Source organism: Collinsella aerofaciens, assembly GCF_040910265.1.
Lineage (GTDB): Bacteria > Actinomycetota > Coriobacteriia > Coriobacteriales > Coriobacteriaceae > Collinsella > Collinsella aerofaciens_BK.
This window is the reverse complement of the sequence record NZ_JBDGAW010000027.1, coordinates 1-24,193: the sequence shown is the minus strand read 5'-3', so window position 1 is coordinate 24,193 and position 24,193 is coordinate 1. Positions and strand designations below refer to the sequence as shown.

23 protein-coding genes and 1 tRNA gene are annotated in these 24,193 nt (G+C 61.7%); 13 read left to right on the top strand and 11 right to left on the bottom strand.

The window, feature by feature from the left end; translation table 11 throughout:
- Positions 1–3: 3 nt before the first annotated feature.
- The 3 genes from hisF to hisE all read left to right on the top strand — a co-directional run bounded on the left by hisF (position 4) and on the right by hisE (position 1,627).
- Positions 4–786, top strand: a complete 783-nt coding sequence (gene hisF, locus AB5Z14_RS09430) for an imidazole glycerol phosphate synthase subunit HisF (protein WP_117654877.1) — start codon at positions 4–6, stop codon at positions 784–786.
- 147 nt (positions 787–933) lie between these two features.
- Positions 934–1,263: a phosphoribosyl-AMP cyclohydrolase gene (hisI, locus tag AB5Z14_RS09425; RefSeq protein ID WP_161160779.1), complete on the top strand. Its 330-nt coding sequence runs from the start codon at positions 934–936 to the stop codon at positions 1,261–1,263.
- Positions 1,264–1,309: 46 nt separating this feature from the next.
- Positions 1,310–1,627: a phosphoribosyl-ATP diphosphatase gene (gene hisE / locus AB5Z14_RS09420; RefSeq protein WP_368131189.1), complete on the top strand. Its 318-nt coding sequence runs from the start codon at positions 1,310–1,312 to the stop codon at positions 1,625–1,627.
- 2 nt (positions 1,628–1,629) lie between these two features.
- Here hisE and AB5Z14_RS09415 read toward each other — a convergent pair whose 3' ends face one another.
- From AB5Z14_RS09415 to AB5Z14_RS09405, 3 genes are all read right to left on the bottom strand, one after another.
- A complete protein-coding gene (locus AB5Z14_RS09415; RefSeq protein ID WP_368131188.1) occupies positions 1,630–2,541 on the bottom strand; it encodes a PHP domain-containing protein in 912 nt (303 codons plus the stop codon).
- A 121-nt stretch (positions 2,542–2,662) separates the two neighbouring features.
- Complete coding sequence (locus AB5Z14_RS09410; RefSeq protein WP_368131187.1) at positions 2,663–3,085, bottom strand: nitrous oxide-stimulated promoter family protein; 423 nt, start codon at positions 3,083–3,085, stop codon at positions 2,663–2,665.
- Positions 3,085–6,630: a thiol reductant ABC exporter subunit CydD/CydC gene (locus AB5Z14_RS09405; protein WP_368131186.1), complete on the bottom strand. Its 3,546-nt coding sequence runs from the start codon at positions 6,628–6,630 to the stop codon at positions 3,085–3,087. The genes AB5Z14_RS09410 and AB5Z14_RS09405 overlap by 1 nt, the downstream gene beginning before the upstream one ends.
- 383 nt (positions 6,631–7,013) lie before the next feature.
- Here AB5Z14_RS09405 and larC2 point away from each other — a divergent pair, with 383 nt between their 5' ends.
- The 6 genes from larC2 to AB5Z14_RS09375 all read left to right on the top strand — a co-directional run bounded on the left by larC2 (position 7,014) and on the right by AB5Z14_RS09375 (position 12,453).
- Entirely contained in the window at positions 7,014–7,499 is a 486-nt protein-coding gene (larC2, locus tag AB5Z14_RS09400; protein WP_368131185.1) for a nickel pincer cofactor biosynthesis protein LarC2, read from the top strand.
- A gap of 73 nt (positions 7,500–7,572) precedes the next feature.
- A complete protein-coding gene (gene yfcE / locus AB5Z14_RS09395) occupies positions 7,573–8,121 on the top strand; it encodes a phosphodiesterase (protein WP_368131184.1) in 549 nt (182 codons plus the stop codon).
- 2 nt (positions 8,122–8,123) lie between these two features.
- The gene (mazG, locus tag AB5Z14_RS09390; RefSeq protein WP_368131183.1) at positions 8,124–8,984 is read left to right on the top strand and encodes a nucleoside triphosphate pyrophosphohydrolase; all 861 of its coding nucleotides are present in this window, start codon (positions 8,124–8,126) and stop codon (positions 8,982–8,984) included.
- 189 nt (positions 8,985–9,173) lie between these two features.
- Entirely contained in the window at positions 9,174–10,463 is a 1,290-nt protein-coding gene (eno, locus tag AB5Z14_RS09385) for a phosphopyruvate hydratase (RefSeq protein WP_368131182.1), read from the top strand.
- A 195-nt stretch (positions 10,464–10,658) separates the two neighbouring features.
- Entirely contained in the window at positions 10,659–11,420 is a 762-nt protein-coding gene (locus AB5Z14_RS09380) for a hypothetical protein (protein WP_368131181.1), read from the top strand.
- A 28-nt stretch (positions 11,421–11,448) separates the two neighbouring features.
- Positions 11,449–12,453 carry a Ppx/GppA phosphatase family protein gene (locus AB5Z14_RS09375; RefSeq protein WP_368131180.1) on the top strand — a complete coding sequence of 335 codons (1,005 nt, stop codon included), beginning with the start codon at positions 11,449–11,451 and terminating at the stop codon, positions 12,451–12,453.
- A gap of 414 nt (positions 12,454–12,867) precedes the next feature.
- On the opposite strand, the gene AB5Z14_RS09370 is transcribed toward AB5Z14_RS09375, so the two are convergent.
- From AB5Z14_RS09370 to AB5Z14_RS09360, 3 genes are all read right to left on the bottom strand, one after another.
- Positions 12,868–13,980 carry an IS110 family RNA-guided transposase gene (locus AB5Z14_RS09370; RefSeq protein ID WP_368131179.1) on the bottom strand — a complete coding sequence of 371 codons (1,113 nt, stop codon included), beginning with the start codon at positions 13,978–13,980 and terminating at the stop codon, positions 12,868–12,870.
- A gap of 597 nt (positions 13,981–14,577) precedes the next feature.
- A tRNA-Leu gene (locus tag AB5Z14_RS09365) sits at positions 14,578–14,662 on the bottom strand.
- Positions 14,663–14,693: 31 nt separating this feature from the next.
- Positions 14,694–15,317: a hypothetical protein gene (locus tag AB5Z14_RS09360; protein WP_368131178.1), complete on the bottom strand. Its 624-nt coding sequence runs from the start codon at positions 15,315–15,317 to the stop codon at positions 14,694–14,696.
- Positions 15,318–15,480: 163 nt separating this feature from the next.
- Between AB5Z14_RS09360 and AB5Z14_RS09355 the strand changes: the two genes are divergently transcribed.
- Together AB5Z14_RS09355 and AB5Z14_RS09350 are read left to right on the top strand one after the other, a co-directional pair.
- Complete coding sequence (locus tag AB5Z14_RS09355) at positions 15,481–15,768, top strand: PTS sugar transporter subunit IIB (protein ID WP_055252380.1); 288 nt, start codon at positions 15,481–15,483, stop codon at positions 15,766–15,768.
- Between the two features lie 11 nt (positions 15,769–15,779).
- Complete coding sequence (locus AB5Z14_RS09350) at positions 15,780–16,154, top strand: VOC family protein (protein WP_006235904.1); 375 nt, start codon at positions 15,780–15,782, stop codon at positions 16,152–16,154.
- 297 nt (positions 16,155–16,451) lie between these two features.
- On the opposite strand, the gene AB5Z14_RS09345 is transcribed toward AB5Z14_RS09350, so the two are convergent.
- Genes AB5Z14_RS09345 through AB5Z14_RS09335 form a run of 3 tightly spaced genes read right to left on the bottom strand, consistent with a single transcriptional unit; the run spans position 16,452 to position 19,068 of the window.
- On the bottom strand, positions 16,452–17,747 hold the full coding sequence (locus AB5Z14_RS09345) for a sensor histidine kinase (protein WP_368131177.1): 1,296 nt from the start codon (positions 17,745–17,747) through the stop codon (positions 16,452–16,454).
- Positions 17,731–18,507: a response regulator transcription factor gene (locus AB5Z14_RS09340; RefSeq protein WP_368131176.1), complete on the bottom strand. Its 777-nt coding sequence runs from the start codon at positions 18,505–18,507 to the stop codon at positions 17,731–17,733. Before AB5Z14_RS09340 ends, AB5Z14_RS09345 begins: the two co-directional genes overlap by 17 nt.
- A gap of 18 nt (positions 18,508–18,525) precedes the next feature.
- Positions 18,526–19,068, bottom strand: a complete 543-nt coding sequence (locus AB5Z14_RS09335; RefSeq protein ID WP_368131175.1) for a UBA domain-containing protein — start codon at positions 19,066–19,068, stop codon at positions 18,526–18,528.
- Between the two features lie 515 nt (positions 19,069–19,583).
- Between AB5Z14_RS09335 and AB5Z14_RS09330 the strand changes: the two genes are divergently transcribed.
- Complete coding sequence (locus AB5Z14_RS09330; RefSeq protein WP_368131174.1) at positions 19,584–20,207, top strand: type IV toxin-antitoxin system AbiEi family antitoxin domain-containing protein; 624 nt, start codon at positions 19,584–19,586, stop codon at positions 20,205–20,207.
- A gap of 95 nt (positions 20,208–20,302) precedes the next feature.
- Positions 20,303–20,698, top strand: coding sequence for a (deoxy)nucleoside triphosphate pyrophosphohydrolase (locus AB5Z14_RS09325; protein WP_368131173.1), 396 nt, complete (start codon positions 20,303–20,305; stop codon positions 20,696–20,698).
- A gap of 41 nt (positions 20,699–20,739) precedes the next feature.
- Here AB5Z14_RS09325 and AB5Z14_RS09320 read toward each other — a convergent pair whose 3' ends face one another.
- Positions 20,740–23,610, bottom strand: coding sequence for a DEAD/DEAH box helicase (locus AB5Z14_RS09320; protein WP_368131172.1), 2,871 nt, complete (start codon positions 23,608–23,610; stop codon positions 20,740–20,742).
- Between the two features lie 163 nt (positions 23,611–23,773).
- The coding region (locus AB5Z14_RS09315) for a DUF6788 family protein (RefSeq protein ID WP_368131171.1) at positions 23,774–24,193 on the bottom strand (420 nt) is incomplete at its 5' end.

The following is a 24,193-nucleotide window of genomic DNA, read 5'->3' as shown; positions in this document are numbered from 1 at the left end:
CCCATGCTTACCAAACGCGTGATTCCCTGTCTGGACGTCAAGGACGGCCGTGTGGTCAAGGGCGTCAACTTTGTGAGCCTGCGCGATGCGGGTGATCCGGTGGAGCTTGCTCGTGCCTATGATCGCGAGGGTGCGGACGAGGTCGTGTTTTTGGACATTACCGCGACGAGCGACAACCGCGCGACGACCATCGAGATGGCGGCGCACGCGGCCGAGGAGCTCGCCATTCCCTATACCGTGGGCGGTGGCTTCCGCGATCTGGCGGGCATGCGCACCATGGTTGCCGCCGGTGCCGACAAGGTATCGCTTAACTCGGCGGCCGTGCGTGACCCGTCTCTGATCAGCCAGGCTGCCGCGGCGTTTGGCAGCCAGGCCGTGGTCGTGGCAATCGATGCCAAGCGCGTTGGCCTGCCCGGCGAGCCGGGTGCCGACAAGTGGGAGGTCTTCACGGCGGGCGGCCGTAACGCCACGGGTATCGACGCGGTGGCGTGGGCCGAGGAGGCGGCTCGTCGCGGCGCCGGCGAGATCTTGCTCACCAGCATGGATCGCGACGGCACCAAGGCCGGCTTTGACCTGGCGCTCACCCGCGCCGTGGCGCGTGCGGTGCCGATTCCCGTCATCGCAAGCGGTGGCGTGGGCACGCTCGAGCATTTTGCCGAGGGCGTGATCGAGGGTGAAGCCGACGCCGTACTGGCGGCCAGCGTCTTTCACTTTGGAACCTTCAGCATTCGCCAGGTGAAGGAGTATATGGCCAGCCAAGGCATCCCTGTCAGGCTGGACTTCTAATGCTGCGGCTTGCCCAGGCACCGCATCTTGCCGCTCAAACCGTCGCTCGCGTACCAAAGTACGCGTCGCTCCTCTTTCGCGGCAACCTGCGGCACCTGGACAACCCTCGCCGACCTGTGGGGTTTCGTTTATGACTTGGGAGAAATGATGACTGAGGTAATAGAAGCGTCTGATCTTACGTACGACGCCCGCGGGCTGATTCCTTGTGTGGTTCAGCAGTATGACACCGGCGAGGTGCTTATGGTTGCTTGGATGAACGAGGAGTCGGTGGGGCTGACGCTCAAGACCGGGACCACGTGGTTTTGGAGTCGCAGCCGCCAGGAGCTCTGGAACAAGGGCGCGACGAGCGGCAATATGCAGGAGGTCAAGGAACTCTGGGCCGACTGCGATAGCGATACGCTACTGGTCAAGGTTGACTCTCCGGGCCCGGCTTGCCACACCGGCAACCGTACCTGCTTCTTTAAGAAACTCGCCTAAGGCGGGCGCCCTGTTGGGCGCTCGGTAAAACGGAAAGGATTGAACTATGGGTGTGCGCACCGCAAATGTTCAGAATGGAAATATCGGTGAGACGCTGACGGGACTGGCCGAGGTGATCCATGGCCGTCGCGATGCGTCGCCCCAGGAGAGCTATACCGCTCGCCTGCTGACCGATGTCGAGGACGAGCTGCTCAAGAAGCTTGCCGAGGAGGCGAGCGAGGTCATCATGGCCTGCAAGGATAACGATCACGACCACATTCGCTACGAGGCCGGCGACCTGGTCTACCACCTGCTTGTGACGCTTGAACGCTACGGCATCACCCTCGACGAACTGGCCGGCGAGCTCAACGCCCGTCGCCACTAGTCTTAGGCGAGGGGCGTGGACTCCCATTCTCCGGTGGCGTGGGGGATATCGAAGGTTCGATAACCGCAGTCGTAGGCGTGGGCCTGAGCCTCGCGGATGTTCCAGCAGATGTCGCAGGCGCGGTGTGCGTCCGAGCCAAAAGTAATCGGCACCTCGGCGTGGGCGAAACAGCGCAAAAGGCCGGTTGCGGGATAGTAGTCGTCGAGGCCCTTGCGCGGCGCGGCGGTCGAGACCTCAACGCGGCGACCCGTATCGTGGGCGCATTCGGCCATCTGCTCCCAGAGCGGCATGGGGTCAAAGTCGGGCGCGAAGCCCTCCTTCGAAAAGCGCATGACCAGGTCGGGATGGGCCATCACATCAAAGTCGAGCGAGCTCTCGCAGGCGTGGCACCAGTCGTCGACATAGCGCTCCCATACGCCGCGCACGCCTAGGTTCTCCCAGACGTGCAGGTTGGTGTCGTCGTCGATCCAACCGCAGAGTGAATCGGGCGTATCGGGGCGAGCGACGTCTTCCGTTCCCGGCGTGCCCGCGGCGCCGGCCATGATGTCGCCGGGGTCGCCGATCCAATGTACGCTGCCCAGGCGCACCACGGCGCCATCGGACCAGCGCTCAACCAAAGGCTCGCAGCCCTCGTACCAATCGCATTCAAAGCCATAGATAAAGCTGAGCTCCGGCGCGATCTGCGCGGCAAGCTTGCGGGCGTCCTCAAAGGCCAGGCGATGCGCCGGCAAGTCACCCTCGACGACCTGCACCTCGCAGTTGGCGTCCATGCTGGCGGGCAGGGTGAGATGGTCGGTCGAGACCATAACGCGGCAGCCGGCCGCAGCAGCGGCGCGAACGTTGTCCTCAAACGAGGCATGGCCGTCCGAAAACGAAGTATGGGCGTGGCAATCGACCAGCGGGCATGCGGGCATGGCGACTCCTTTGCATTTGGCGAATCCGCTCCATTGTAATGGTGCAACTTTCAACACGCCGCGCACGCCGGGGGGTCGAAATCGATCGGAAAGGCTGCGCGGCGCGTGTCGGCGCCGGCGGCTACTTGCTTCGTGCCGCCATGCGTTTGGCCTGCACCGTTACCATCGCGTGTCTCACGGCGGTGATGGGGCGATAGCGGATCATGCGCGGGCCCGACCAGCGCATGACCTCGCGGATCTTCTCGCGCATGGTGGGCCGGTAGCAATGCGAAGGGCAGGCCGAGCAGAACGTCTTGGTGCCCATATACGGGCAGCGTTCAATGCGTGCGACGGCGTATTCTCGCAGCTCAGCGCATTCGGGGCAGAGGGTGATGGCCCGGAATCCAAGCTTCACGCGCGCGTGCGCATCGCCGCTGGCAGCCTGCTCATCCGCACGCCCGCGGCCATGATGCCCGCGACACCACAGCGCGATCATCTGCGACACCATCTGGGCCTCGCGCGCACGCTTGCCCGCCAGCTCCGGCGTGTCGGCCGGGCGCGCCATTAGCTGAGCCTCCCGTGTTCGACCGAAAGCGAGCGATCGGCAAACGCGCAGGTGCTGGCACGGTGGCTCACCAGCACGATGGTCTTGCCGCGGCGCTTGAGCTCGTCGACGGCCTTCATCACGGACGCCTCGTTGAGTGCGTCGAGGGCGCTGGTGGGCTCGTCGAGCAAAATGAAAGGCGCGTCGTTGAGGAAGATGCGTGCAAGTCCGATGCGCTGGCGCTCGCCGCCCGAAAGCGAGTCGCCCAGCTCGGCAACGGGCGTGTCGAGTCCCTGCGGCAGACGGTCGATGAGCGTGGTGAGTGAGGCGGAGCGGCAAGCGTCGAGCAGCTCGGCATCGGTGGCGTCGGCACGCGCGACGAGCAGGTTCTCGCGCACGGTACCGCAGAACAGGTGCGTGTCCTGGGTCATATAGGCCTCGTGGCCGCGCAAGCTCGCCGTGTTGATACGACGGGCATCGACACCACTCACCGTGATGGTACCGGCGGTGGGGTCCCAAAAGCGCATGAGCAGCTTGAGCAGCGTCGACTTGCCCGAACCCGAACGCCCCATGATGCAGGTCATGGTGCCGGGCGCAAAGGTGCAGGTCACGTCGTCGAGAATGAGGCTCGCGGCCGTCTCGTCCGCCGGCTGTCCCGCATCGTCGGCACCCGCGCCACCCACATAGCTAAAGCTCACATGTTCGGCAGCGGCACCGGCGAACTCCACGTTCTGGCCGTCCGTGACCTCGGCACACTGGGGCTGCTCGTCGAGCAGATCGAGCACGCGCGCGCCCGAGGCGAGCGTTTCCTGCAGCGAGGCGCCCAGACGACTCACGGCCATTACCGAGCCAAAGGACGAAACAAAGGTGAAAACGGCGACAAATGCCGCGGCGAAATCAATCGTCCCCGCAGCCACCAGCTGCAGCGCACGTCCGAGCATCACCAGGTTGGCAACGAGGATGAGCGCGTCGGCCGCCGCCTCGCTGGCTGCCTGGCGGCGCTTGAGGCGTGCATCCACGGCGCCGACTTGCTCGGTCAGCTCGCCCAGAGCGCGGCTGCGATCGGCGCCGCCGGCAAACTGGATGGTCTCGGACGCGCCGCGCAGGCTGTCGAGCACAAAGGCGCCCAGCTTGCCTGCTCCCTCGCGGCTCTGGCGACCGGTGGTGCCGCATGCCTTGGCCGAGACCAGGGGCAGCAGCACGCCCAGGACCGCGTAGGCCACAAGCGCGATGCCGGCGAGCTCAGGGCTTACGGCCAGCAAGAAGCCCTCAAAGACAGCGGTGCAGACCAAGGCGATGGCAATGGGCGAGATGGTGTGTGCATAGAAGACCTCGAGCAGCTCGATATCCGAGGTGACGAGGCTCACGAGCTCACCCTTGCCGCGGCCCTCGAGCTTGGCGGGTGCCAGCTGGCGCAGGGCTCCAAACACCAGGTCGCGGATGTGCGCGAGCAGGCGGAAGGCGATGTAGTGGTTGCAGAGCTGCTCGCCGTAGTGGAGCGGCCCACGCGTAATGCCGCAGGCGGCGCAGGCAGCGCACGAGGCGACAAGACCCAGCCCTAGGGCGTTGTGACCCAAAGCGGCCATAAGCCCAAAGGCGCCAAACGCCGGAACAAATGCGGCGGTAAGCATGCCGATGCTGCCCAAGGCGACAGCTAGTACGAGCCATCCGGCCAGCGGGCGCACGAGTCCCATCATGCGCCACATGATGGACGGAGCCGAGCGGCGGGCATGGTCGAAGCCCGGTGCCGCGGCGGCATCAGCCATGTCGGCACCGTCACGGCCGTCATCGCCCTCGGCAGCCTCCGCCACGGCAACATCCTCAGCGCCGTCCTCGGCATACGCATACGCCGAGAGCTGCTCCTGGCTGTTCCACATGCGCGCATAGGCGCCCGCGGTGGCCAAGAGCTCGCCGTGAGTCCCGCGCTCGGCAATACGGCCACGCTCCAGCACCAGGATCTGATCGGCGTCCACGATTGTCGACAGGCGGTGTGCCACCACGATTACGGTGTGCTCGCCAGCGAGCGATGCAATGACCTCGCCGATTGCGGCTTCGCTTGCGGCGTCCACATTGCTCGTTGCCTCGTCAAACACATAGATAGGCGAGTCGTGTAGCAGGGCACGCGCCATGCACACGCGCTGGCGCTGACCGCCCGAAAGGTTGGTGCCGCCCTCGTTGATCACCATATCGAGCCCGCCGTTGGCCTGCACAAAGGCCGCCACGCGCGTGCGGTCGAGCGCGCGCAAAAGCTCAGTATCGGTGGCGCTGGGTTGGGCGATCAGCAGGTTGTCGCGCAGGGTGCCGGCAAACAGGTAGCCGTTGGTGGGCACCAGGGTGACGGCGCGCATGAGTGAGGTGGCCGTGGCATCGCGCAGCTCGACGCCGCCAATGCGCACGCTGCCGCGGTAGGCGTCCTTGCGGCCCGAGATAATCCCCGCGAGCGTGGACTTGCCGCCGCCGCTTTCGCCCACGAGTGCCACAAGCGAGCCGTGCGCAATGGTCGCGCTGGCGCTGTCCAGCACCGTGCGGTCGCCGTATGCATAGCTCACGCCCGCGAGCTCGATATCGCCGCGACCGTCAAGCTCAACATCGCCGCGCTCGGGCTCGGGCGTATCCAAAATGCCAAACATGCGGCGCGAGGCGGCCATGCCGTTCATGGCCGTGTGGAACAGCGACCCCAGGCGGCGCATGGGCAAAAAGAACTCCTGCGACAGAAAGACGATGAGAAAGGCCGCCTCAAAGCCAATCTTGCCGCTAGCGAGCTGCACCGCCGCTACGATAATGCCGAGCGCGGCGCCCATATAGACGACCAGGTCCATAACGCAAATGGAGCGCAGCTGCATCACCAGCAGGCGCATGGTCGCTGTGCGGAAACGCTCGGACTCGGCGTTGATGCGCTCGTGCCAGCTGCGATCGGCCTGGTAGACCTTAAGGGTGGTGAGACCCTGCACGGCCTCCAGGAACATGCCGCCCAGATCGACATAGCTGCCCCAGTACTCGGCCCCGATCTTTTTGGCGTTGCGCATGACCATCATGATGGAGACGGGGATGACCGGAACGCAGGCGAGCAGCAGCGCGGCGGGAAGACCCGCCTGGCCCACGAGCAGTACAAACAGCGTGATGGGTGCCAAGCCGGCAAAGAAGAGCTGCGGCAGGTAACCGCCAAAGTACACCTGGAGTTGCGTGGCGCCCTCGACGCTGGTCTGGACGGCCTCGGCGGTGGGAACGGTTTCGGTGTAGGAGGGGCCGAGTGCGGTGAGCTTGTCGTAGACGAGCGAGCGCACGCGGCGGACGGCCTCGAACGCGGCTTTGTCGCCGGCGCGTTGGGCCAGGTAGATGGAGGCGGCGCGCACGATGATGGCGGCGGCGAGCGGTAGGGCCGCCTGTGCGAGGACGTCGACGGCGAGCGCGGCGGAAAGACCGTCCGTGACGATGCCGCCCAAGATGCGCGCAAGCATCCACATCACCGTGATGTTTGCCATGAGCGCGATCCACTTAAACAGGACGCTTGCCATAATGTAGGGCGTTGCCTGCGGAACCAGGGAGAAGAGTCGCCTCTCGAACATGAAACCTCCTATGCCGTAACGGTGCCGGGCGGGGTTCTCGGCAGCCGCTTAGTTAGCCAAATGCAACTAGAGTAACATCGTGCAGCGGGTAAGTATGCCGAGGGTAATTTTTAGCCGATGAACTGCGTAGAAAGTTCAAAATTGTTGAGTGCGGCGAACTTTGTGGTGGACGGAGTGCGGGTGCAATTGTGATCGTGTGTGGCCCCGCTCCAAAACGTGTACGTCAGCCTCCAAAACCGACAATAAATGACATGTTTGGAGGCTGACGTACATGTTTGGATGAGGGCGAGGGTGACGACGGACGAAAGTCACGCCTGTGCCACGTCCGATGTGCTAGCGTTTGGGTGAATAAAACGAGCCCGTGCGGAAAGGATCCGGACCGTATGCAACGTGGAAGTACATCTCCGCTGTCTCGCGAGACCGATGCGCCTGAAACTATCGTCAAGCTGGAGTGCGACATCGATGACGCGTCGCCCGAGGTGCTCGCCTACGCCGCCGACCGCCTGCGCGAGGCCGGCGCCCGCGAGGTGCACTGGCTGCCCCTCTACTGCAAAAAGGGCCGCCCCGGATGGCAGTTGCAGGTGGTCTGCTCGCACGAGGATATCGAGCGCCTACAGACGATTATCTTTTTGGAAACCACGACCAACGCCGTTCGTCGCCAGGTGATGGAACGCGTCTGCCTGCCGCGTCGTTTTGAGCAGGTAGCGACGCCTTGGGGCAGGGTGGCCGTCAAAGTAGCCACCCTGCCCGACGGCAGCGAGCGCGCGGCACCCGAGTACGAGGATTGTGCCTGTCTTGCCCGCGAGCACAACGTGCCGCTCCAGCGCGTGATGCAGGCGGCACAAGCCTCGACACTGCGATTTGAGTGATGCGGTGGATGGGCTCCACATCCGCCGGACCCCGTATTCAGCCCCTATCAACCCCACTCCGAAAGGACTCCCCATGAAATACCTCATCACCTCCGACATCCACGGCTCGGCATACTGGGCAGAGCGCCTCTGCACCGCCATCGAATCCGAGCAGCCTGACCGCATCGTGCTGCTAGGCGACCTGCTCTACCACGGTCCGCGCAACGACTTGCCGCGCGACTACGCCCCCAAGCGCGTGATTCCGCTGCTCAACGCCCTGGCCGACCGCATCATCGCGGTACGCGGCAACTGCGACGCCGAGGTCGACCAGATGGTCCTCGACTTCCCCGTCATGGCCGACTACGCCACGCTGTTCGACGAGACCGGCCGCGAGCTGTTCCTGACGCACGGCCACGTCTTTGGCGCCGGCATGCACAACAGCGTCGACCACGCGCCCGCGCTGCCCGAGGGCTCCGCGCTCGTCTACGGTCACACGCATATCAAGGTTAACGAGGCAAGCGAGGCGCACCCGGGCCTGTGGCTCTTCAACCCCGGCAGCGTGAGCATTCCCAAGGACGGTACGCACAGCTACGGCATCTACGAGGGCGGTGCGTTCCGTCACGTGATCCTGGAGGAGGAATAACCATGGCGCAGCACATGGCTCAGCAAAATGCCGAGGGCTCGCGCGACCTGTCCACGCTGGTCGACGCGTCGGCCGAGCTGCAGCATCTGGTGCAGACCATCTGGCGCCTGCGTCAGCCCGACGGCTGTCCGTGGGACCGCGAGCAGACGCACCGCAGCATTGGCAAGAACATGATCGAGGAGGCCTATGAGGCGCTCGACTGCATCGAGGCCGACGATGCCACGCATCTGCGCGAGGAGCTGGGCGACGTGCTCATGCAGGTGGTGCTGCATGCGCAGATTGCGGCGGACGCCGGCGAGTTTACGCTGGCCGACGTGGCACGCGATATTGATGCCAAGCTCATTCGCCGCCACCCGCACGTGTTTGGCGATGCGGATGCCGACAACCCCGACGAGGTGCTCAAGATTTGGGACGAGGTCAAGCTTGCCGAGAAGGCTGCCAAGGACAAGGCTGTGGCGGCGGGCGAGGCTGCGCCCGAAGGCCTGCTCGACGGCGTGCCCACGCACCTGCCGGCGCTGATGCAAGCTCAGAAGGTGTCGCGCAAGGCGGCGGCCGTGGGCTTTGAGTGGGAGACGGTCCAGGATGTGTGGGACGAGGTCGCCGAGGAGCGTGCCGAGTTTGAGGCCGAGGCTCCCGGAACGCCCGAGCGCGAGATGGAGTTTGGCGACCTGCTCTTTGCCCTGGTCAACGTGGCGCGCAAAGAGGGGATTGACGCCGAGAGTGCCCTGCGCGCCAGCACGGCCAAGTTCCGCCGTCGCTGGGCTGCGATGGAGCAGATGGCGGCCGGTGCTCACGTGGATCTTGCCGAGCTTTCGACCCACGGCCTCAACGACCTGTGGGATGCCGCAAAGGCGGAGGAGTAAGACTGCGGGAACGACGGGCTGACACGCCTCATCGTTCCCGCTAAATTTTTCGAAAATCAAGTGTATCCCTCGGCTAACTTAGGGCATAATGCAAAAAGTGCGACATGGCTAACTTACGGAGGTGCACCGACGGTGCACGGTCAGCCGGTCGCTTGCATCCATTACGTTTCCAAGTGAGAGGGAGACAACATGAGCGATATTTTGGACGTCTACGGTCGCGAGGTGCTCGACAGCCGCGGCAATCCCACCGTCGAGGTCGAGGTCGTGCTCGAGGACGGCAGCTTTGGCCGTGCAATGGTGCCTTCGGGTGCTTCGACCGGCGCCTTTGAGGCCTGCGAACTGCGCGATGGCGACAAGGGCCGCTACCTGGGCAAGGGCGTCTCTCAAGCCGTCGAGCACGTCAATAACGAGTGCGCTAACGCCGTCGTGGGCATCGACGCCTTCGACCAGCGCGCCGTCGATGCCGCGCTGATTGCCGCGGACGGTACCCCCAACAAGACCAAGCTTGGTGCCAACGCCATCCTGGGCGTGTCACTGGCCGTCGCCCGCGCCGCGGCCGAGTCGGCGGGCCTGTCGCTGTACCAGTACCTGGGCGGCGTCAACGCCCACCTGCTGCCCACTCCCATGATGAACATCCTCAACGGCGGCGTGCATGCCGACAACAACGTGGACTTCCAGGAGTTCATGATCATGCCGGTGGGCGCCCCGAGCTTTGCCGAGGGTCTGCGCTGGTGCGCCGAGGTCTACCACACCCTCAAGGGCGTGCTGCACGAGGCCGGCCTGGGCGGCGGCGTGGGCGACGAGGGCGGGTTTGCGCCCAACCTCAAGACCAATGCCGAGCCGTTCGAGTACATCACCAAGGCCGTCGAGAAGGCCGGCTTTAAGCCCGGCGTCGACTTCATGTACGCCATGGACCCGGCCTCGACCGAGTTCTACAACGCCGAGACCGGCATGTACGAGCTCAAGGGTGAGGGCGTGGAGTACACGAGTGCTCAGATGGTTGATTACTGGGAGAAGCTTGTCGACACCTATCCGATCATCTCCATCGAGGACGGCATGGCCGAGGAGGATTGGGACGGCTGGGTCGAGCTTACCCGCCGCATTGGCAACAAGGTGCAGCTGGTGGGCGACGACCTGTTCGTCACCAACACCGAGCGCCTCAAGAAGGGCATCGAGCTGGGCGCCGCCAACGCGATCCTGGTCAAGGTCAACCAGATCGGCACGCTCACCGAGTCGCTCGAGGCCATCGAGACCGCCAAGGAGGCCGGCTACGCCTGCATCGTGAGCCACCGCTCCGGCGAGACCGAGGACTCCACCATTGCCGACCTGGTCGTGGGCGTCAACGCCGGCCAGATCAAGTCGGGCGCCCCGTGCCGCAGCGACCGCATCGCCAAGTATAACCAGCTCATCCGTATCGAGGACGAGCTCGAGGGCAGCGCGCGCTACGCTGGTAAGGCCGCGTTCTACAACATTCGCTAAACGGGCGAATTTGGCGAGGGGGAGGCTGACTCGGTTCCTCCCCGCCTTGGCTGGATGCCGCAAAGAACTATGGGCGCTGGGCCATACGGCTCAGCGCCTTTTTTATGTCGAGCAAAGGCTGGCGAAGGCGGTGCGGGCGCTCGTGCTATAACTAAAGGACTTAGCGCAAACAAACCTCAACCGCACAAGGCGCACATGGATCAGATTTACGACAACAGGTACTATTCCGCCGGTTCGCGTGAGCCGTCGTCTCGTCGTGCGCGTACCGCACAGCTTGGCGGGTCTGGTTATGCTGGTGCTGATCGCTCCAGGTATAGCTCGCCGGCGACTTCGCATCCCAATGTTCAGCCAAATAGTTCCTCGGATAGTCCGGTGCGCCCATCGCGTTCCAAGCATGCGTCGCGCCCTTCGACCCAGGCGTCCGACAAGCCGCGCCGTCCCTCAAGCCGTCTTTCCGGCTCGGACTTTATGCACTACGCCAACGACAACGCAGCGGTCAAGGCAATTTACGACTTTACCCACGGTCCTCAGCGAGGGCTATTCATCGGCATTGTCGTTGCTCTGGTGCTCGTGAGCCTGTATTTCCCCGTGCGCGATCTGTACGTGGCAAAGCGTTCGAGCGATATCTTAGCCAAGCAGGTCGAGATTCGTCAGCAATACAATGATGAGCTGCAAAAAAGCGTCGACAAGCTGCTCTCGGAGGAGGGTATCAAGGACGCGGCATCCGAGGACTTGGGCCTGGTGATGCCCGGCGAGAAGAGGATTGAAGTGCAGGGCCTGGACGACGATTCGGATTCGTCTTCGAGCAAGAAGTCGTCGAACGCCAAGAAGGCCAGCGAAGTTGCCAAGGAAATCGAAAAAGTCGGTAAGGACGCGCCGTGGTACATCCAGGCGCTCGACATGCTGTTTGGGTTTAACGGCGTCGAGGGTCAGACGGTCGCGTCCAGCGGCGAGTAGGCGAGTAGCGCCCGGAGGGGAGCCCGCAATGGCAGATTGCAAACGATATAAGGTGGCCGCGATTGACCTGGGAACGGTGTCGTCGCGACTGGTGTTGGCGCAGGTCGAGGCCGGGGCGATCGTGGAATCGTCCAAGCATACCGAGATTACCGACCTGGGCGAGGGTGTGGACGCGACGGGTCGCTTTTGCGAGGCGGCTGTCGAGCGTGTGCTCGCTGCGTGTCACATGTTTGTGGATGAGGCCCGTGCCTTTGGGGCCGCGTGCATCTGCACCACGTGCACGAGCGCCGCGCGCGATGCGTCCAATGCCGCGCTGCTGCTGGACGGCCTGCGCGATCTGGGGCTTGAGCCACAGGTGATTCCGGGCGAGGTCGAGGCGTGCCTGACGTTTTTTGGCGTGGCGCACGACTTTGCCGGCGAGCGCATCATTGTTGCCGATTCGGGCGGCGGATCCACGGAGCTCGCGACGGGCGTCTATGCGCCGGAGCGTGGGGTCTTTGCGCTGGAGGGCACGCGTTCGCTGGACATCGGTTGTCGCCGCGTGACGGAGCGGTTCTTCTCGGCGCTGCCGCCTGCGGACGGCGAGCTTGCTGCCGCTGCCGACTGGGCGGGCGAGCAGTTTGCCGCCTATTTTGAAGGCCTGCCCAGCGACTTTGAGCGCGCCGAACGCTTGGTCGCAGTGGGCGGCACGGTGACTACGCTGGTGGCTCTGATCCACGAGCTGGAGCCGTACGATTCGAGCTTTGTGCACCTGCGCGAGCTTTCGCTGGATCAGGTTTCGGCCGCTATTGAGCGCATGTCTGCGCTGGATGTCGCAGGCATTGCCGCGTTGCCAGGCGTGCAGCCCAAACGCGCGGGCGTGATCTTGGCTGGCGCCGTGGTGATCCGCGAGCTCATGCGCGCTGGCGGCTACAAGACGCTCACTGTAAGCGAGAACAGCCTACTTGCCGGCATGGCCGCCACCATCAACGAGGCTCTCGACGGCGCCGCCCCCACCATCGCCTGGACCCCGAGCCTGAGCGCCCTCCAATAAGTTGCGGTGAAATAGTTCCTAAATGGGCTGGTAAACGGCCAAAACGGGAACTATTCCACCGCAACTTCTTCCGGCACCTGGGGACGTTCCTTTTAATATGAGCAGGACATTGTCAAGAGGCAAAATCGGGCCTGGCCCCAACGATATGGGGTCAGGCCCTCTCCCTATATCAACCCGTCCGCGGCGACCTCGGCGTGTCTTACCGACGCTCGTCTTTGCAGTTTAATATCCGCCCGCGGCGATCTCTCGCTGGGCAATCCGTTGCTACGGCTGAGGCTTCTACGTCGAACCGACAGTCTGTGCACGCGTGTGGCGCCCTGGGCGCTCGCAGAAAAGGGACCTGAGGTTCGCCTCAACGGCTTCGGATCAAACCGCTTCCGGGGTGATCGGCTTATGTGCGGGGGGCCGCCCCCCCTACGCCTCCTCGGCCATGAGGCCGACCGCCCACACCCAGCAGGCGAGCTCGCGCGCCGTGGCCACGTTCGCCTTGTTGCCGTGGACCCCGCGCGCGAGCAGCGCCTCCCGCCTCTCGACAAGCCTCCGCACGCCCTTGGCGGCATGCCTCCGGGCGCCCCGGTCCGGGGCCTGGCCCTTGGCGAGGTCCTTCGGCCGCCCCGAGCACGTCAGGTAGTGCCACGCGGCCTCGACCAGCGTCTTCCTCAGGTGCTTGTTGCCGGCCTTGGTGATCGCGCCCCTGCGGTCGCTCTCCCCGCTGGAGTGCTCGGAGGGCGTCAGGCCGACCCACGCCGCGAACGAGCGGGCGTTCCTGAACCTCGAGAACTCGCCGGCCTCGAACACGAGGTCGGCGGCCGTCGCGGTGTCGACGCCCTTGAGGCAGCGCAGGGAGTCGACCCTCTTCCGCCACCTGGGCTTGCGGGCCTCGGCCTCGACGAGCCCCTCGAGCCTCGCCTTCTCCTCCGCCGCCCGCCTGACCGCGTCGACGTAGTAGGCGAGCACGTCGTTGTCGGCCCCCTCCGCGAACCTAATCGACTCGATCCAGGACCAGTGCGCCCGGGTCCAGTTGCCCTTCCTGCGGCCGGTGGGCGTCCTCTCGTCGAAGACGAGCCCGTGCCTGAGCAGGAACTTGGAGAGCCGCTGCTTCGAGCGCGAGAGGTCGTCCCTCGCGTCCTCGAGCGCCCTGGTCAGGTCGCGGGCGGCCTCGCACTCGTCGTCGGGGACCCACACCTCGACCACGTTGCCGACCGACAGCATGCGGGCGAGGAACTCGGCGTCGTTGCGGTCGTTCTTCCTGCGCCTGTCCGCGCTGGGCTTGATCATCTTCGAGACGGCGCCGACCACGCAGTCGACCCCGAGGCCGGAGAGCCTCTTCTGCAGGTCGAACCCCGTGACCCCGGATTCGTACACGCACTTGTCCTTTGGGTCCACGGACCGCACCCACTCCGCGACTGCCCCGGCGTCGTAGCCGAAGGTCGCGCAGCGCACCTCCCCGGTCATGACGTCGAGGGAGACTGCCTTTATCGAGCGGGCGTGGACGTCGAGGCCGACGAAGGTGGTAGTATCGAGCATGGGAGCCCCTTCCATGAATGCGGCGTGGCCGCCGCGGCTGAATTAGACACTCACCATTGTCGGCCTAATCCGCGGTCTTTCATGCAGCAGGGGCTCTCAATGTTTTTATGTCCTGCTCATATCGTCTCTGCCGGCAGCTTGGGACACTCCTTGAGTCGATATAGGTTGGGCCGTCCAAGCGTTTCCCTCGGAAAATGTGGGAGTAAACCACGTTTTTCCATCGAATAATGTGGGAGATAACCACGTTTTTCCCTCGAAAAATGTGGGAGTTGGCATATAAGTTGCGGTGAAATAGTTCCTGTTTGTGCTGGTAAACGGCAAAAATAGGAACTATTCCACCGCAACTCCCAAGATATCAAAGTAGTCTTTTTAGCCCCGTCCCAAATTAGCTACTTCTCAGAAGCGCGGGGCGGTGGGACGTCTGCGTATTTGCTGCGCAAATCCGCACCGGCTTCGGTCGCCTGCCGGCGCCCTCGCCGGCTCGCTACGGACGCTGCGCGTCCGCTTAACGCTCGCCCCCTCGCGGGTTCGAGCCCCACCGGCATCTAGAAGAAACGAGCCCGCATCCCAAAGGAATACGAGCTCGTAAGCGTCATATGGTAGGGGCGGTGGGACTCGAACCCACAATCCTTGCGGCGAGGGATTTTAAGTCCCCTGCGTATGCCAATTCCGCCACGCCCCCGTAAGACTAGAAGTCTAGCACAAGCCGTCCGTTACGCGTTGACGGCCATCGAGTGCTGGCCCGACTTTTCCAGGAACTCTTGGAACTTGGCCTCGTCGCCTTTGTTCTTGTACTGCAGGGCCAGCAGGTATTCCAGGCGGCAGCTCTTGACCTTATCGTCGCCGGCCTCCTCGAGCATGCGCTCCAGCTCGGGGATGTCGTTGTGGCGCTTGAGGATCATCGTGTCGTACATCAGCTGGCATTCGTGCGCGACCGCCTCGGCCTGGCCGCCCTCAAAGCCCTTGATCTCGTGCAGCAGCTCCTTGGACTTTTTGCGGTCCTCCTGGCCAACGTAGTAGTTGAAGGCCTTGATTACCAGATCGACGCGCTGCATTTTGGGCAGGTTAAGGCCCAGCAGCAGGTCGAACATCTCGTCGGCGCGCTTGTGGTCCTCGCGCAGCAGATAGGAGTTCAGGCGCAGGTAGTCGCGGTTATAGCGCGGGTACAGCATGCTGGTGAGTTTGGCGTCGAGCAAACGGTCGAACTCGTCCCACTGCTTGGCGGCCATAAGCTGCTGCAGGCGCTTAAACGTGGTGCGTTTTTTTACGCTAAAGAACACCGACACGGCGATACAGATGATAACGACGGTGGTCCAGAGTGTGCGGGAATCGGGCATTTCAGAGTCCTTAGTCGCTCGTAAGGCGAGCGGTATGACAACACGTACTAGATGTATTATACGCAGCGTGCAAGCAAACTGGCATAAAAGCGCATCGAGGCCGAGCACCATCGCTCGCTGCGGTACACTTACCTAAAGTAAACCTCGAAGGGAGACATTACCTATGAAGAAGATCGTTTTGGCTTGCGGTGCTGGCGCTGCTACTTCCACGCTCGTTGCCCAGAAGGTCGCCACCATGCTCGACGCCAACGGTTATGCCGGCAAGTATGAGATCGTGCAGTGCGCCATCTCCGAGGCCAAGGACGCTTGCGACGAGGGCGCCGACCTGCTGATCGCCACCACCGTTGCCCCCGAGGGCCTCACCTGCCCGTACGTGAGCGGCGTGCCCTTCATGACCGGCATGAACCGCGTCGCTGCCGAGAAGGCCGTCCTCGACGTCATGGCTCAGTAGGCGCTACCTGTATGAATGAGCAGAACGCCAATCCGGTCGAGCTCTTTGGCATGCGCGTTGCCCATGTGGGCATTAACGCCACCGACCCGGCAGACGCCCTGGAGATCGCGGAGCTGTTCTCGACGATGATGGGTCTGCCCGTTATCGAGACCCCGGTTTCGTACTTTAACGATTCGCTGGTCGAGATCATGAAGCAGAACGGTCGCGGCACCAAGGGTCACATCGGCTTTGCCGTCAACGATATCGATGCTGCCGAGAAGTGGTTTGCCGAGCGCGGCCTCGAGGTCAACGAGGAGTCGCGCGCGCTGCTGCCCGACGGTGGCACCAAGCTCGTGTACTTTAAGCGCGAGTTCGCCGGCTTCGCCGTGCACCTGTGCCGCGAGTAGCGCACAGGCTGCCATAGCTAACGAAAAAAGGGGTAAGGCCGCGTGGCCTTATCCCTTTTTTATGCCGTGAGGCCGTCTGGTGGACTGTTGAAAATCGAAGGTGAATGGTTTTCCCGAGAAGTGAACGAGCAAAATCGGACCCCCGAAGTATCGACACTTTTGGGGCGGAATTTCCTGCAGTTTCGTCGAGTTTTTCCTGCGGTTTTGGCGCCAAAAAGTGTGGATGCTTCGGGGGTCCAAAATAGGTCGTTCACTTCTCGGGAAAACCATTCACCTTCGTTTCGCGAGGGGCGCCCCTTATCGCGGTAGGCGAATCGTAAAGCGGCTGCCGACGCCTTCGACCGAGGTCACGCCGATGACGCCGCCGTGGCTGTCGACAATCCACTTGGCAATGGCGAGCCCCAGGCCCGAACCCTGTGCGCCGACGTCGCGCGCGTTGTCGGCACGGTAGAACCGCTCGAACGCGTGAGCTGCGGATTCCTGGTTCATGCCGATGCCCTCGTCCTCAATGCTTATGTCAATCGCGCCCGTGCCCGCATCGGGCGTTATGGCAAACGTGACGGTCGTGCCCGCGTCCGAATACTTGGCGGCATTCTGCACGATTACGCGCAGAGCCTGCTTCACAAGCGCCACGTCAACGGGCGCGTCGCAGCGCGGGTCGCTGGCGAGCGCAGCGTCAAAGGCCAGCCGATACGCGTGCGTGGCATCAATCATCTGCGATTCTTCGCAAACCTCGCCGACCAGTGCGGCCAGGTTGGTATTCGCGCGCCGCAGCACGGTGCGGCCGGCATCGCCGCGCGCCAAAAACAGCAGCTGCTCCACGAGCTCCTGCATATGCTCGCTTTCGGTCTTGAGCGAGGCGATGGACTCTGCCAGCACGTCCGGGTCGTCTTTGCCCCAGCGGTCGAGCATGTTCACGTAGCCCTGAATCACCGCGATGGGCGTGCGCAGCTCGTGACTTGCGTCGTTGACAAAGCGCATCTGCTGCAGCTTGGCCTCTTGCATCTGGCGCAGTAGGCGGTTGAGCGCGACTTCGATGCTCGCCAGGTCGGCGTCGCCGGTGGTGACGCTCGGCGAGTCGACGCTTGCGCGCTCGATGGCCTGCTCCAGCGTTTCCATCTTGCCGCCGGCGAGTTGCATGCGGCCGAGCTCGTCCACGCGCAAGGCCAGGTCGTTGAGCGGCGCCATGGTACGGCGCACGCGCCTCGCGCCGCCGAGCATGTTGAGCACGCTGATGACCTGCCAGCCCGCAACGACAAGATAAAGGGGCCACAGCATGACCAGATCCTGCGCGAGGGGGAAGGTCTTGGTGGTACGCGCAAGCTCGACGGTATAGGTAAGCGTTGTCAGGTCCCAGCCACGCGCAGGCGTCAGCGACATGCCGTGAACGGCGGCGCTGGGGATCCACCCCGCGGTAGACGCGCCGTCGGGCAACGTCTGGTTGTATCCATAGACGAGGATCGCCGCCGCAGCAAGCAGCAGTAACAGGTCCAGCCAGACGTAGCTCACCAAGCGGCGCCACATGTAGCTCCAGTTGATGGCACGGGCGATGGAGGTGACGCGCTTGGTCTCGGCGTTACGCGCGGCAGACATAGCCCACCCCGCGCACGGTCTGGATGATGCGGGCACCGCCAGCGTCCTCGATCTTGGCGCGCAGGTGCGCGATGTGCACATCGACGTTGTTGGTGTCGCCCACGTAGTCGTAGCCCAGCGCTTCGTGCGCAATGCGCTCGCGCGTGAGCACGGTGTCGGCATGTGCCATAAGCAGGGCGAGGACGTCGAACTCGCGGGCGGTCAGCACGATGGGCGAGCCGCCGACCGTGACTTCGCGGCGGTCGGGATCGAGCGTGACCGAACCCACGGTGAGCGCGGCGGGGGAGGGTGCGGCGGATGCCTGGGCCGAGTCGCCAGCCGGGGACATCGCAGTGGCATCCGCAGTCGTAGCGCCCGCCCCGGCCCCGACACCGCCAGCGCCCGAAGCCGCCCGCACGGCCTCCGCGCGCTTCAGCGCCACGCGGATCCGTGCGAACAGCTCCTCAATCGCAAACGGCTTGGTCAGGTAATCGTCGGCGCCGGCATCGAGCCCGGCTACCTTGTCCATCACGGCATCGCGCGCGGTGACCATGATCACCGGCACATCCTTGTGCTTGCGGACGCGCCGCAGCACCTCCATGCCGTTGAGCTGCGGCAGCAGCACGTCGAGCAGAATCAGATCGTAGTCGCGTTCCAGCGCCAGGTCCACGGCGGTGCGGCCGTCGGCGGCGTGCTCCACCTGGTAGCCCTCGTGCTCCAGCTCGAGTGTCACAAAGCGGGCGATTTTCTCCTCGTCCTCTACGATCAGGATTCGTGCCATACGTGCCCCCGTCTGCGATTATTTGTCGTCGTTCAGGTTTTGCTTGATGCCATCCGCGGCGTCGGCGGCGTGGTCCATCAGGTTGTTGATGCTGCCGGGCACATCGCCGTCACTGTCGATGCGGTAGCGCATGCCAAAGAACAGGCCAAGCAACATCAGCCATACCGTGGTGCCCCAGGCAAACAGCGCGACGATGGGGATCAGGATGGGGATGTTGAGGATGATGGCGTCGCGGCGCGTGGCGATAAACTTGGTGTCCAGACTCAGGCGGAAGAGCTTTTTGAGGTACTCCCACACGCTGTCCATCTTCTTGGAGAAGTCGGTCTTTTCGCTCGACTTCTCGTAGGCGGCCTGCGCGGCGACCATCTCGGCCGAGGGCTCGTCGACCGGCTCGGACTCGGTGGCGGCGTGCGCCGACGTGGTCTGCGTCTTGCCCTGCGACTCGAGCCAAATGATGGCGTCCAGGACGTTGCCGTCGGCGGCGTCGAGCGCGGCCTTGGCATCGGTGTAACTCACGTTGCACTTGGTGCGGATAGTTTCAACTTTTTCGAGGTCGTCCATGACCTGTCCTTTCGTTCGATGGGCGCGACGCCGGGCGATTTGCCCGGGCGCGAGCGTTGCGTTCGGCGGCCTGCGTTGCGCGGCGCCGCCCCGCCCTCGGTCGAACTCTATAGTGCAGGTTATAGATTAAGCGATTCTTGAGCCAAGATTAATGTTGGATGAGTTTTTGGGTGGCGGTGGGGAAGGGGGAGGTGCCCTTCTGGGTAGCTAGCAGCGAGGTCTAATACTTTCCCGAGAAGTGAACGAGCTAAATCGGACCCCCGAAGCATCGACACTTTAGAGGTGCCGTTTCCTGCGGTTTCGATGCTGAAATCCTGCGATTTTGCCGACGAAAAATGTGGATGCTTCAGGGGTTCAAAAACAGACGTTCACTTCGCGGAAAAGTATTAGACCTTGGCAGCGGAGAGCGGTGACCTAACGGCAAGCCGGCGGCAGAAATGGGATAGGCGAAGCGCACCGATCGTATAGAATCAAAAATGCGTTTCAAAAGTATGAAAATATCATACAATTGCAACATGAAGTACTTTAGCAACATAACGGCGATAAGCGAGCTATCCGAGAGCGAAGGCGTGTTCACCACAGCCCAGGCGGTTCGCATGGACATCTCTCGAGATGCGCTGGCGCACTCATGCCGCGTGGGGCGTCTTGAACGGATATGCCACGGCGCCTATCGGATGTCTGGCACTCAGCGCCGAGACACCGATGAGCTCAACGCTCTTTGGAAGCTCACTAATCCCTCCCTTTGCGCGTGGGAGAGAAAGCGTCGGTGGGATGGCATCGCCGTAAGCGGCACGACTGCGGCGAACCTGCAACAAATGGTCGATTTCTTTCTGTCCCCCTACAGGATGACCGCGCCCACGCGCATTAATACAAGAAACGAATCCCTCTCCTTTGCAAAGCGTGAGCTCGATGAGCGGGATATCGTCTGGCTCGACGGCCTGCCGGTAACCAAACCCGAGCGCACCCTTGTCGATCTATGTCTCGATTGCGAGGACCCCTCATTAATTACCGATGCCTATCGCGACGCGCTTGGGCGCGGACTCAATACGCAGCGGCTGAAAGAACTTGTTGAAGAGAACTCTAAAACCGCCAAACGACGTGAGCTAATGATGCCTCTGCTGATGGTGCTGAACGGGTAATCGTGAATGAAAACCTTGCATCTGTGGTTTATCAAGCGGCCTTTTTGTCGATCACCTATACTGGTTGGGCTCAACTGGAGAGGTGATAGCTAGTTATGAAATCAATCAATGTTGCAGCGGCGATTATTCAGAAAGACGGGAAGATCCTGAGCTGCCAGCGCGGTTATGGCGAGTTTAAAGACGGTTGGGAGTTTCCGGGCGGAAAGCTCGAGGCGGGCGAGACCGGTGAGCAGGCAATCGTGCGCGAGATTCAGGAAGAGCTCGAGGTCACGATTGGCAACCTCGACTATCTATGCACGGTCGAGCATGATTACGAGACGTTCCACCTTTCGATGCAGTGCTACCTGGCGAACATCCTTTCGGGCGAGTTCAAAGAGCACGCCCACGAGGATATGAAGTGGCTCGACACCAATAACCTTTGGGATGTCGACTGGCTTCCGGCGGATGTTAAGGTCGTCGAGGAGCTCGAAAAGAAGCTCGGACTTAAGTAAACAAAAGGAGCGGGCGCCACATGGCGACTCGCTCCTTTTTGCTACTCAGCTTCGCTTAAATCGCTGAGCATGAATTCGTAAATATCCTGCCTCACGGGGGCGTTGAGCTCGTATTCGATTTCGACTGCGTTGTCGCCGCTCTTAGTTTTAATCGCTTCGAATTTGCCGGTCGGGTGCATTTCACCCAGGAAGTAAAACTCCTTACCGCCCTTATCGTCCTTGTTCTTTCGCATAAACAAATACGTTTTTAGGCCGTTTCCCGGCCATGCCTGCAGATGCTGAATTTCAGGAGACTTCATAGTGCGTTTGCCCTTGGAGATTGCAATGAGCTTACTCGGAGAAACAAACTGGTCTTCATACTGAATGGATTCGCTGATGTCAGGTGCCTTGTCGTAATTGATAAACACGGGGAACGTATTGGTCTTCTCGTCATAGAAGTAGCCGCCGAGGTTCTGTCCGTTGATGTTCTTTTCCCAGTTCATTAGGCGGCAAACCTCCTCGTACGTGTACTTGGCGTTGAGGACAAAGTTCGTGTTTTCGTATGTCTCGGCATAGTTGAGTCGGTTGCGCGCGATGCCAAAATCCAGCACCTCTAGGATCTGACGCTTGAACTCGGCGTTGCGCAGGGCAGTTGCAAACGCTTCGGTCAGACGGGGTCCGGTTTCATCGTCGATAAGCAGGGATACGAAGTCCTTGGGAGTGGCGAAGTCGCCCTTGAGGACTGCAATTGCCGATTTAATGGCGCCGTCCTTAAGCTGTACACGGTAGTTCCTAAGGGCAGCTTCGCGCATTTGTCGATAGCCTTCGTGCCCAGCTTCAACAAGCGCCCGAAGTAAATAGAGGTCTTCGAACCGCTTGCCTGCGGCAAGTTTCTGGGAAATAAACCTGAGGATTTTGGTCTGGTCCGAGGAAAACTGGACCGTGTAGTTCGGCTCACATTTGGAAAGAAAATCGTGGTAGGACTTGCTGCTTATGAAGATGAGTAGCGGGTCGATAGAGCCGTTGCGATCAAATTCGAGCAGCGAGGGAATCTTTCCGAGCTTCTGCCGCAAGTCGAGATATTCGTTCTTCAAAAAGCGGGCGGAGGTAAAGTTGCCGCCGTCGATTGCCTTATAGATACGCGCCTCGGAAATGCGATCGAAGCTTACGGTCGAGCAGCCGGGAATCGCGGAATCGCCTTCCTGAACAAGACGGCGCAGACGGTCCTTGTTGTAGGTCTTGTCGCCCGAGAGCGCGATGGGCACCAAGAAGTTGCTCTGGTAGTTTCCGATAAAATCGAGCACCAGCGCGTACTCTTTGCCGTCGTTCAAGCGCAGGCCGCGGCCAAGCTGCTGAATAAAGATAATTGCTGAGTCGGTACGGCGAAGCATGATGATCTGGTTGAGTGAAGGAATGTCGACGCCCTCGTTCATGATGTCGACCGAGAAAATGTACTCGAGCTCGCCGGACTCCAGGCGGCTGATTGCGGCGTCGCGGACCTCGTCGGAATCTTGGCCGCTGATTGCAGTCGTTCGGTATCCAAGCTCGTTGAATTTTCGAGATAGTTCTTGGGCTTCGGCGTTGCGATTGCAGAAGATGAGACCCCTGCGGCCGCTTTTGTTGACGCTGTATTCCTCAATCTTCTCGGTGATGTGACGCACGCGTTCGTCGGAGGTAAGGCGTCCGAACAAGGTAGCGTCTTCGATCGTCTCGTCGTCAATCTCCAGATCATGAATGCCAAAATAATGGAAGGGGGCAAGCATCTCTTCTGCCAAGGCATCCTGCAACGTAATCTGGAACGCGATGACATGGTTGAAGAGCGCAAAGACGTCGTAGCCATCGGTACGATTGGGCGTGGCGGTCATGCCCAGATAGAAGCGCGGCGTGAAGTGCGACATGATTGACTGGTAGCCCTGGGAGCCCGTGCGGTGCGCCTCGTCGATGACGATGTAGTCAAACTCGTCGGGGCGGAAATCGGACAGATGCTTGGCAACCGAAGAGCACATGGCAAACACGCAGGTAGCGTTGCTAGTATTCTTGCCCGTTTGATAGGTATCGAATGTATAGGTGTTGCCCAAGAGCCGTTCATAGCTCGCGCGGGAGGCGTCGATAATGCGTCGGCGGTGTGCAAGAAAGAGGATGCGCCGGGGTTTGGTTGCCAGGACGTCGAACGCCGACAGGAAGGTTTTGCCCGTGCCGGTTGCCGAGACTAGCAGGGCACGGGTCTCGCCCTTGCGGTGGATTGCTCCGAGCGCTTCGAGAGCGCGCTGCTGCATTTTATTGGGTTTGATTTCTCCATGTCCGCTCGAGGCTGATGTTGCGATCGCCTGGAACGTCGGCTTTGATTTGGGTTTTGGCGGACGGGCCGATCGATACGCGGCGTAATCCTCAATCCACTCCTGCGAAAGCGCGACGGTGGAAGTGTCATTCCATAGTGAGTCGAACTCACCCCTGAGCTCGCCGAGCAGTCGGCTGTTCTCGACGGTCTGATACAGGACGTTCCACTCTTTATTGCAGGTGAGAGCGGTCTGCGTCATGTTCGAGCTGCCGACGATGACCGTGCTGGTCTCGCCCTTATCAAAAATGTATCCCTTGGCGTGCAGATTGCCCTGGAATACGCGCACTTCAAAGTTGTCATATTCCAGAAGCTTGCGAAAAGCATCGGGGGAGTTGAAGTTGAGGTAGGTAGATGTGAGCAACCTGCCCTTAATGCCGCGCTGTTTGAGTTCTTGAAATGCCTCGACCAGGATTTGAAGGCCGCCATCTGCGACAAATGCTACGCAAAAGTCGAACGAGCTGCAGGTTGAGAGCTGCTCTTTGATAACGGACAACAGCGTTCCGCCGGTTGCCTTCGAGTTGGCGATGAGCTTGGGCGAATCGTCCCCATGTGCGAGTGAGTCGAATTCAATATCAATCTGCTGCTGAGTAGCCATTTCGCCATGCCTTTCGTCAGACTATGCTGGCGCCAGGATAACAGATCGATCGTTCGTGTTTTGGGTGTATGACGGCTCACATCGCTGAATCGTCTCCTTGACCGTCCGCAACGGCAAACGTGGTCAGATTCCCGAAATGATTGAGGTGCATTCTTGCTGCTGCTCAGTCAACATTTGGCACCCTTCCCAACGCTCGTATGATCTGCTTCTGAGAACGCTTCTGCTCTCTAATGGCAGCCGCGAGAGCTCTTCGGCGCTCGATTTTGGCTCGCAGTTCATCAACCTCTGCAGCGGGGACATAGTCGCTTTTAACCTTGTCGCCGACTCGATAGTTGAGGTAGCAGTATTTGTGACCTTTTATGTTTCGCATGCGGATGCTGCCCTTTGGAAGGAGGCCGATCTCCTGTTCCATGAGCCCCAAGAGGCGGCTCGAGCGTGCGTATTCCTCTTCTAGGACATCTTCTAAGACGGACACAGAGCCTCCCTTCCGAGTGGTTACCCTACATTCTATCAAATTATGGAATATGTAGGGTAAATCAATCGTGTCCGCACGGCATGCGACACTTAACAGGCCGTCCTGCTC

Bases quoted from the DNA above. Each gene is read 5' to 3' on its own strand.
- hisF (WP_117654877.1), top strand. From the start codon at position 4: ATGCTTACCAAACGCGTGATTCCCTGTCTGGACGTCAAGGACGGCCGT.
- hisI (WP_161160779.1), top strand. From the start codon at position 934: ATGACTGAGGTAATAGAAGCGTCTGATCTTACGTACGACGCCCGCGGG.
- hisE (WP_368131189.1), top strand. From the start codon at position 1,310: ATGGGTGTGCGCACCGCAAATGTTCAGAATGGAAATATCGGTGAGACG.
- AB5Z14_RS09415 (WP_368131188.1), bottom strand. From the start codon at position 2,541: ATGCCCGCATGCCCGCTGGTCGATTGCCACGCCCATACTTCGTTTTCG.
- AB5Z14_RS09410 (WP_368131187.1), bottom strand. From the start codon at position 3,085: ATGGCGCGCCCGGCCGACACGCCGGAGCTGGCGGGCAAGCGTGCGCGC.
- AB5Z14_RS09405 (WP_368131186.1), bottom strand. From the start codon at position 6,630: ATGTTCGAGAGGCGACTCTTCTCCCTGGTTCCGCAGGCAACGCCCTAC.
- larC2 (WP_368131185.1), top strand. From the start codon at position 7,014: ATGCAACGTGGAAGTACATCTCCGCTGTCTCGCGAGACCGATGCGCCT.
- yfcE (WP_368131184.1), top strand. From the start codon at position 7,573: ATGAAATACCTCATCACCTCCGACATCCACGGCTCGGCATACTGGGCA.
- mazG (WP_368131183.1), top strand. From the start codon at position 8,124: ATGGCGCAGCACATGGCTCAGCAAAATGCCGAGGGCTCGCGCGACCTG.
- eno (WP_368131182.1), top strand. From the start codon at position 9,174: ATGAGCGATATTTTGGACGTCTACGGTCGCGAGGTGCTCGACAGCCGC.
- AB5Z14_RS09380 (WP_368131181.1), top strand. From the start codon at position 10,659: ATGGATCAGATTTACGACAACAGGTACTATTCCGCCGGTTCGCGTGAG.
- AB5Z14_RS09375 (WP_368131180.1), top strand. From the start codon at position 11,449: ATGGCAGATTGCAAACGATATAAGGTGGCCGCGATTGACCTGGGAACG.
- AB5Z14_RS09370 (WP_368131179.1), bottom strand. From the start codon at position 13,980: ATGCTCGATACTACCACCTTCGTCGGCCTCGACGTCCACGCCCGCTCG.
- AB5Z14_RS09360 (WP_368131178.1), bottom strand. From the start codon at position 15,317: ATGCCCGATTCCCGCACACTCTGGACCACCGTCGTTATCATCTGTATC.
- AB5Z14_RS09355 (WP_055252380.1), top strand. From the start codon at position 15,481: ATGAAGAAGATCGTTTTGGCTTGCGGTGCTGGCGCTGCTACTTCCACG.
- AB5Z14_RS09350 (WP_006235904.1), top strand. From the start codon at position 15,780: ATGAATGAGCAGAACGCCAATCCGGTCGAGCTCTTTGGCATGCGCGTT.
- AB5Z14_RS09345 (WP_368131177.1), bottom strand. From the start codon at position 17,747: ATGTCTGCCGCGCGTAACGCCGAGACCAAGCGCGTCACCTCCATCGCC.
- AB5Z14_RS09340 (WP_368131176.1), bottom strand. From the start codon at position 18,507: ATGGCACGAATCCTGATCGTAGAGGACGAGGAGAAAATCGCCCGCTTT.
- AB5Z14_RS09335 (WP_368131175.1), bottom strand. From the start codon at position 19,068: ATGGACGACCTCGAAAAAGTTGAAACTATCCGCACCAAGTGCAACGTG.
- AB5Z14_RS09330 (WP_368131174.1), top strand. From the start codon at position 19,584: ATGAAGTACTTTAGCAACATAACGGCGATAAGCGAGCTATCCGAGAGC.
- AB5Z14_RS09325 (WP_368131173.1), top strand. From the start codon at position 20,303: ATGAAATCAATCAATGTTGCAGCGGCGATTATTCAGAAAGACGGGAAG.
- AB5Z14_RS09320 (WP_368131172.1), bottom strand. From the start codon at position 23,610: ATGGCTACTCAGCAGCAGATTGATATTGAATTCGACTCACTCGCACAT.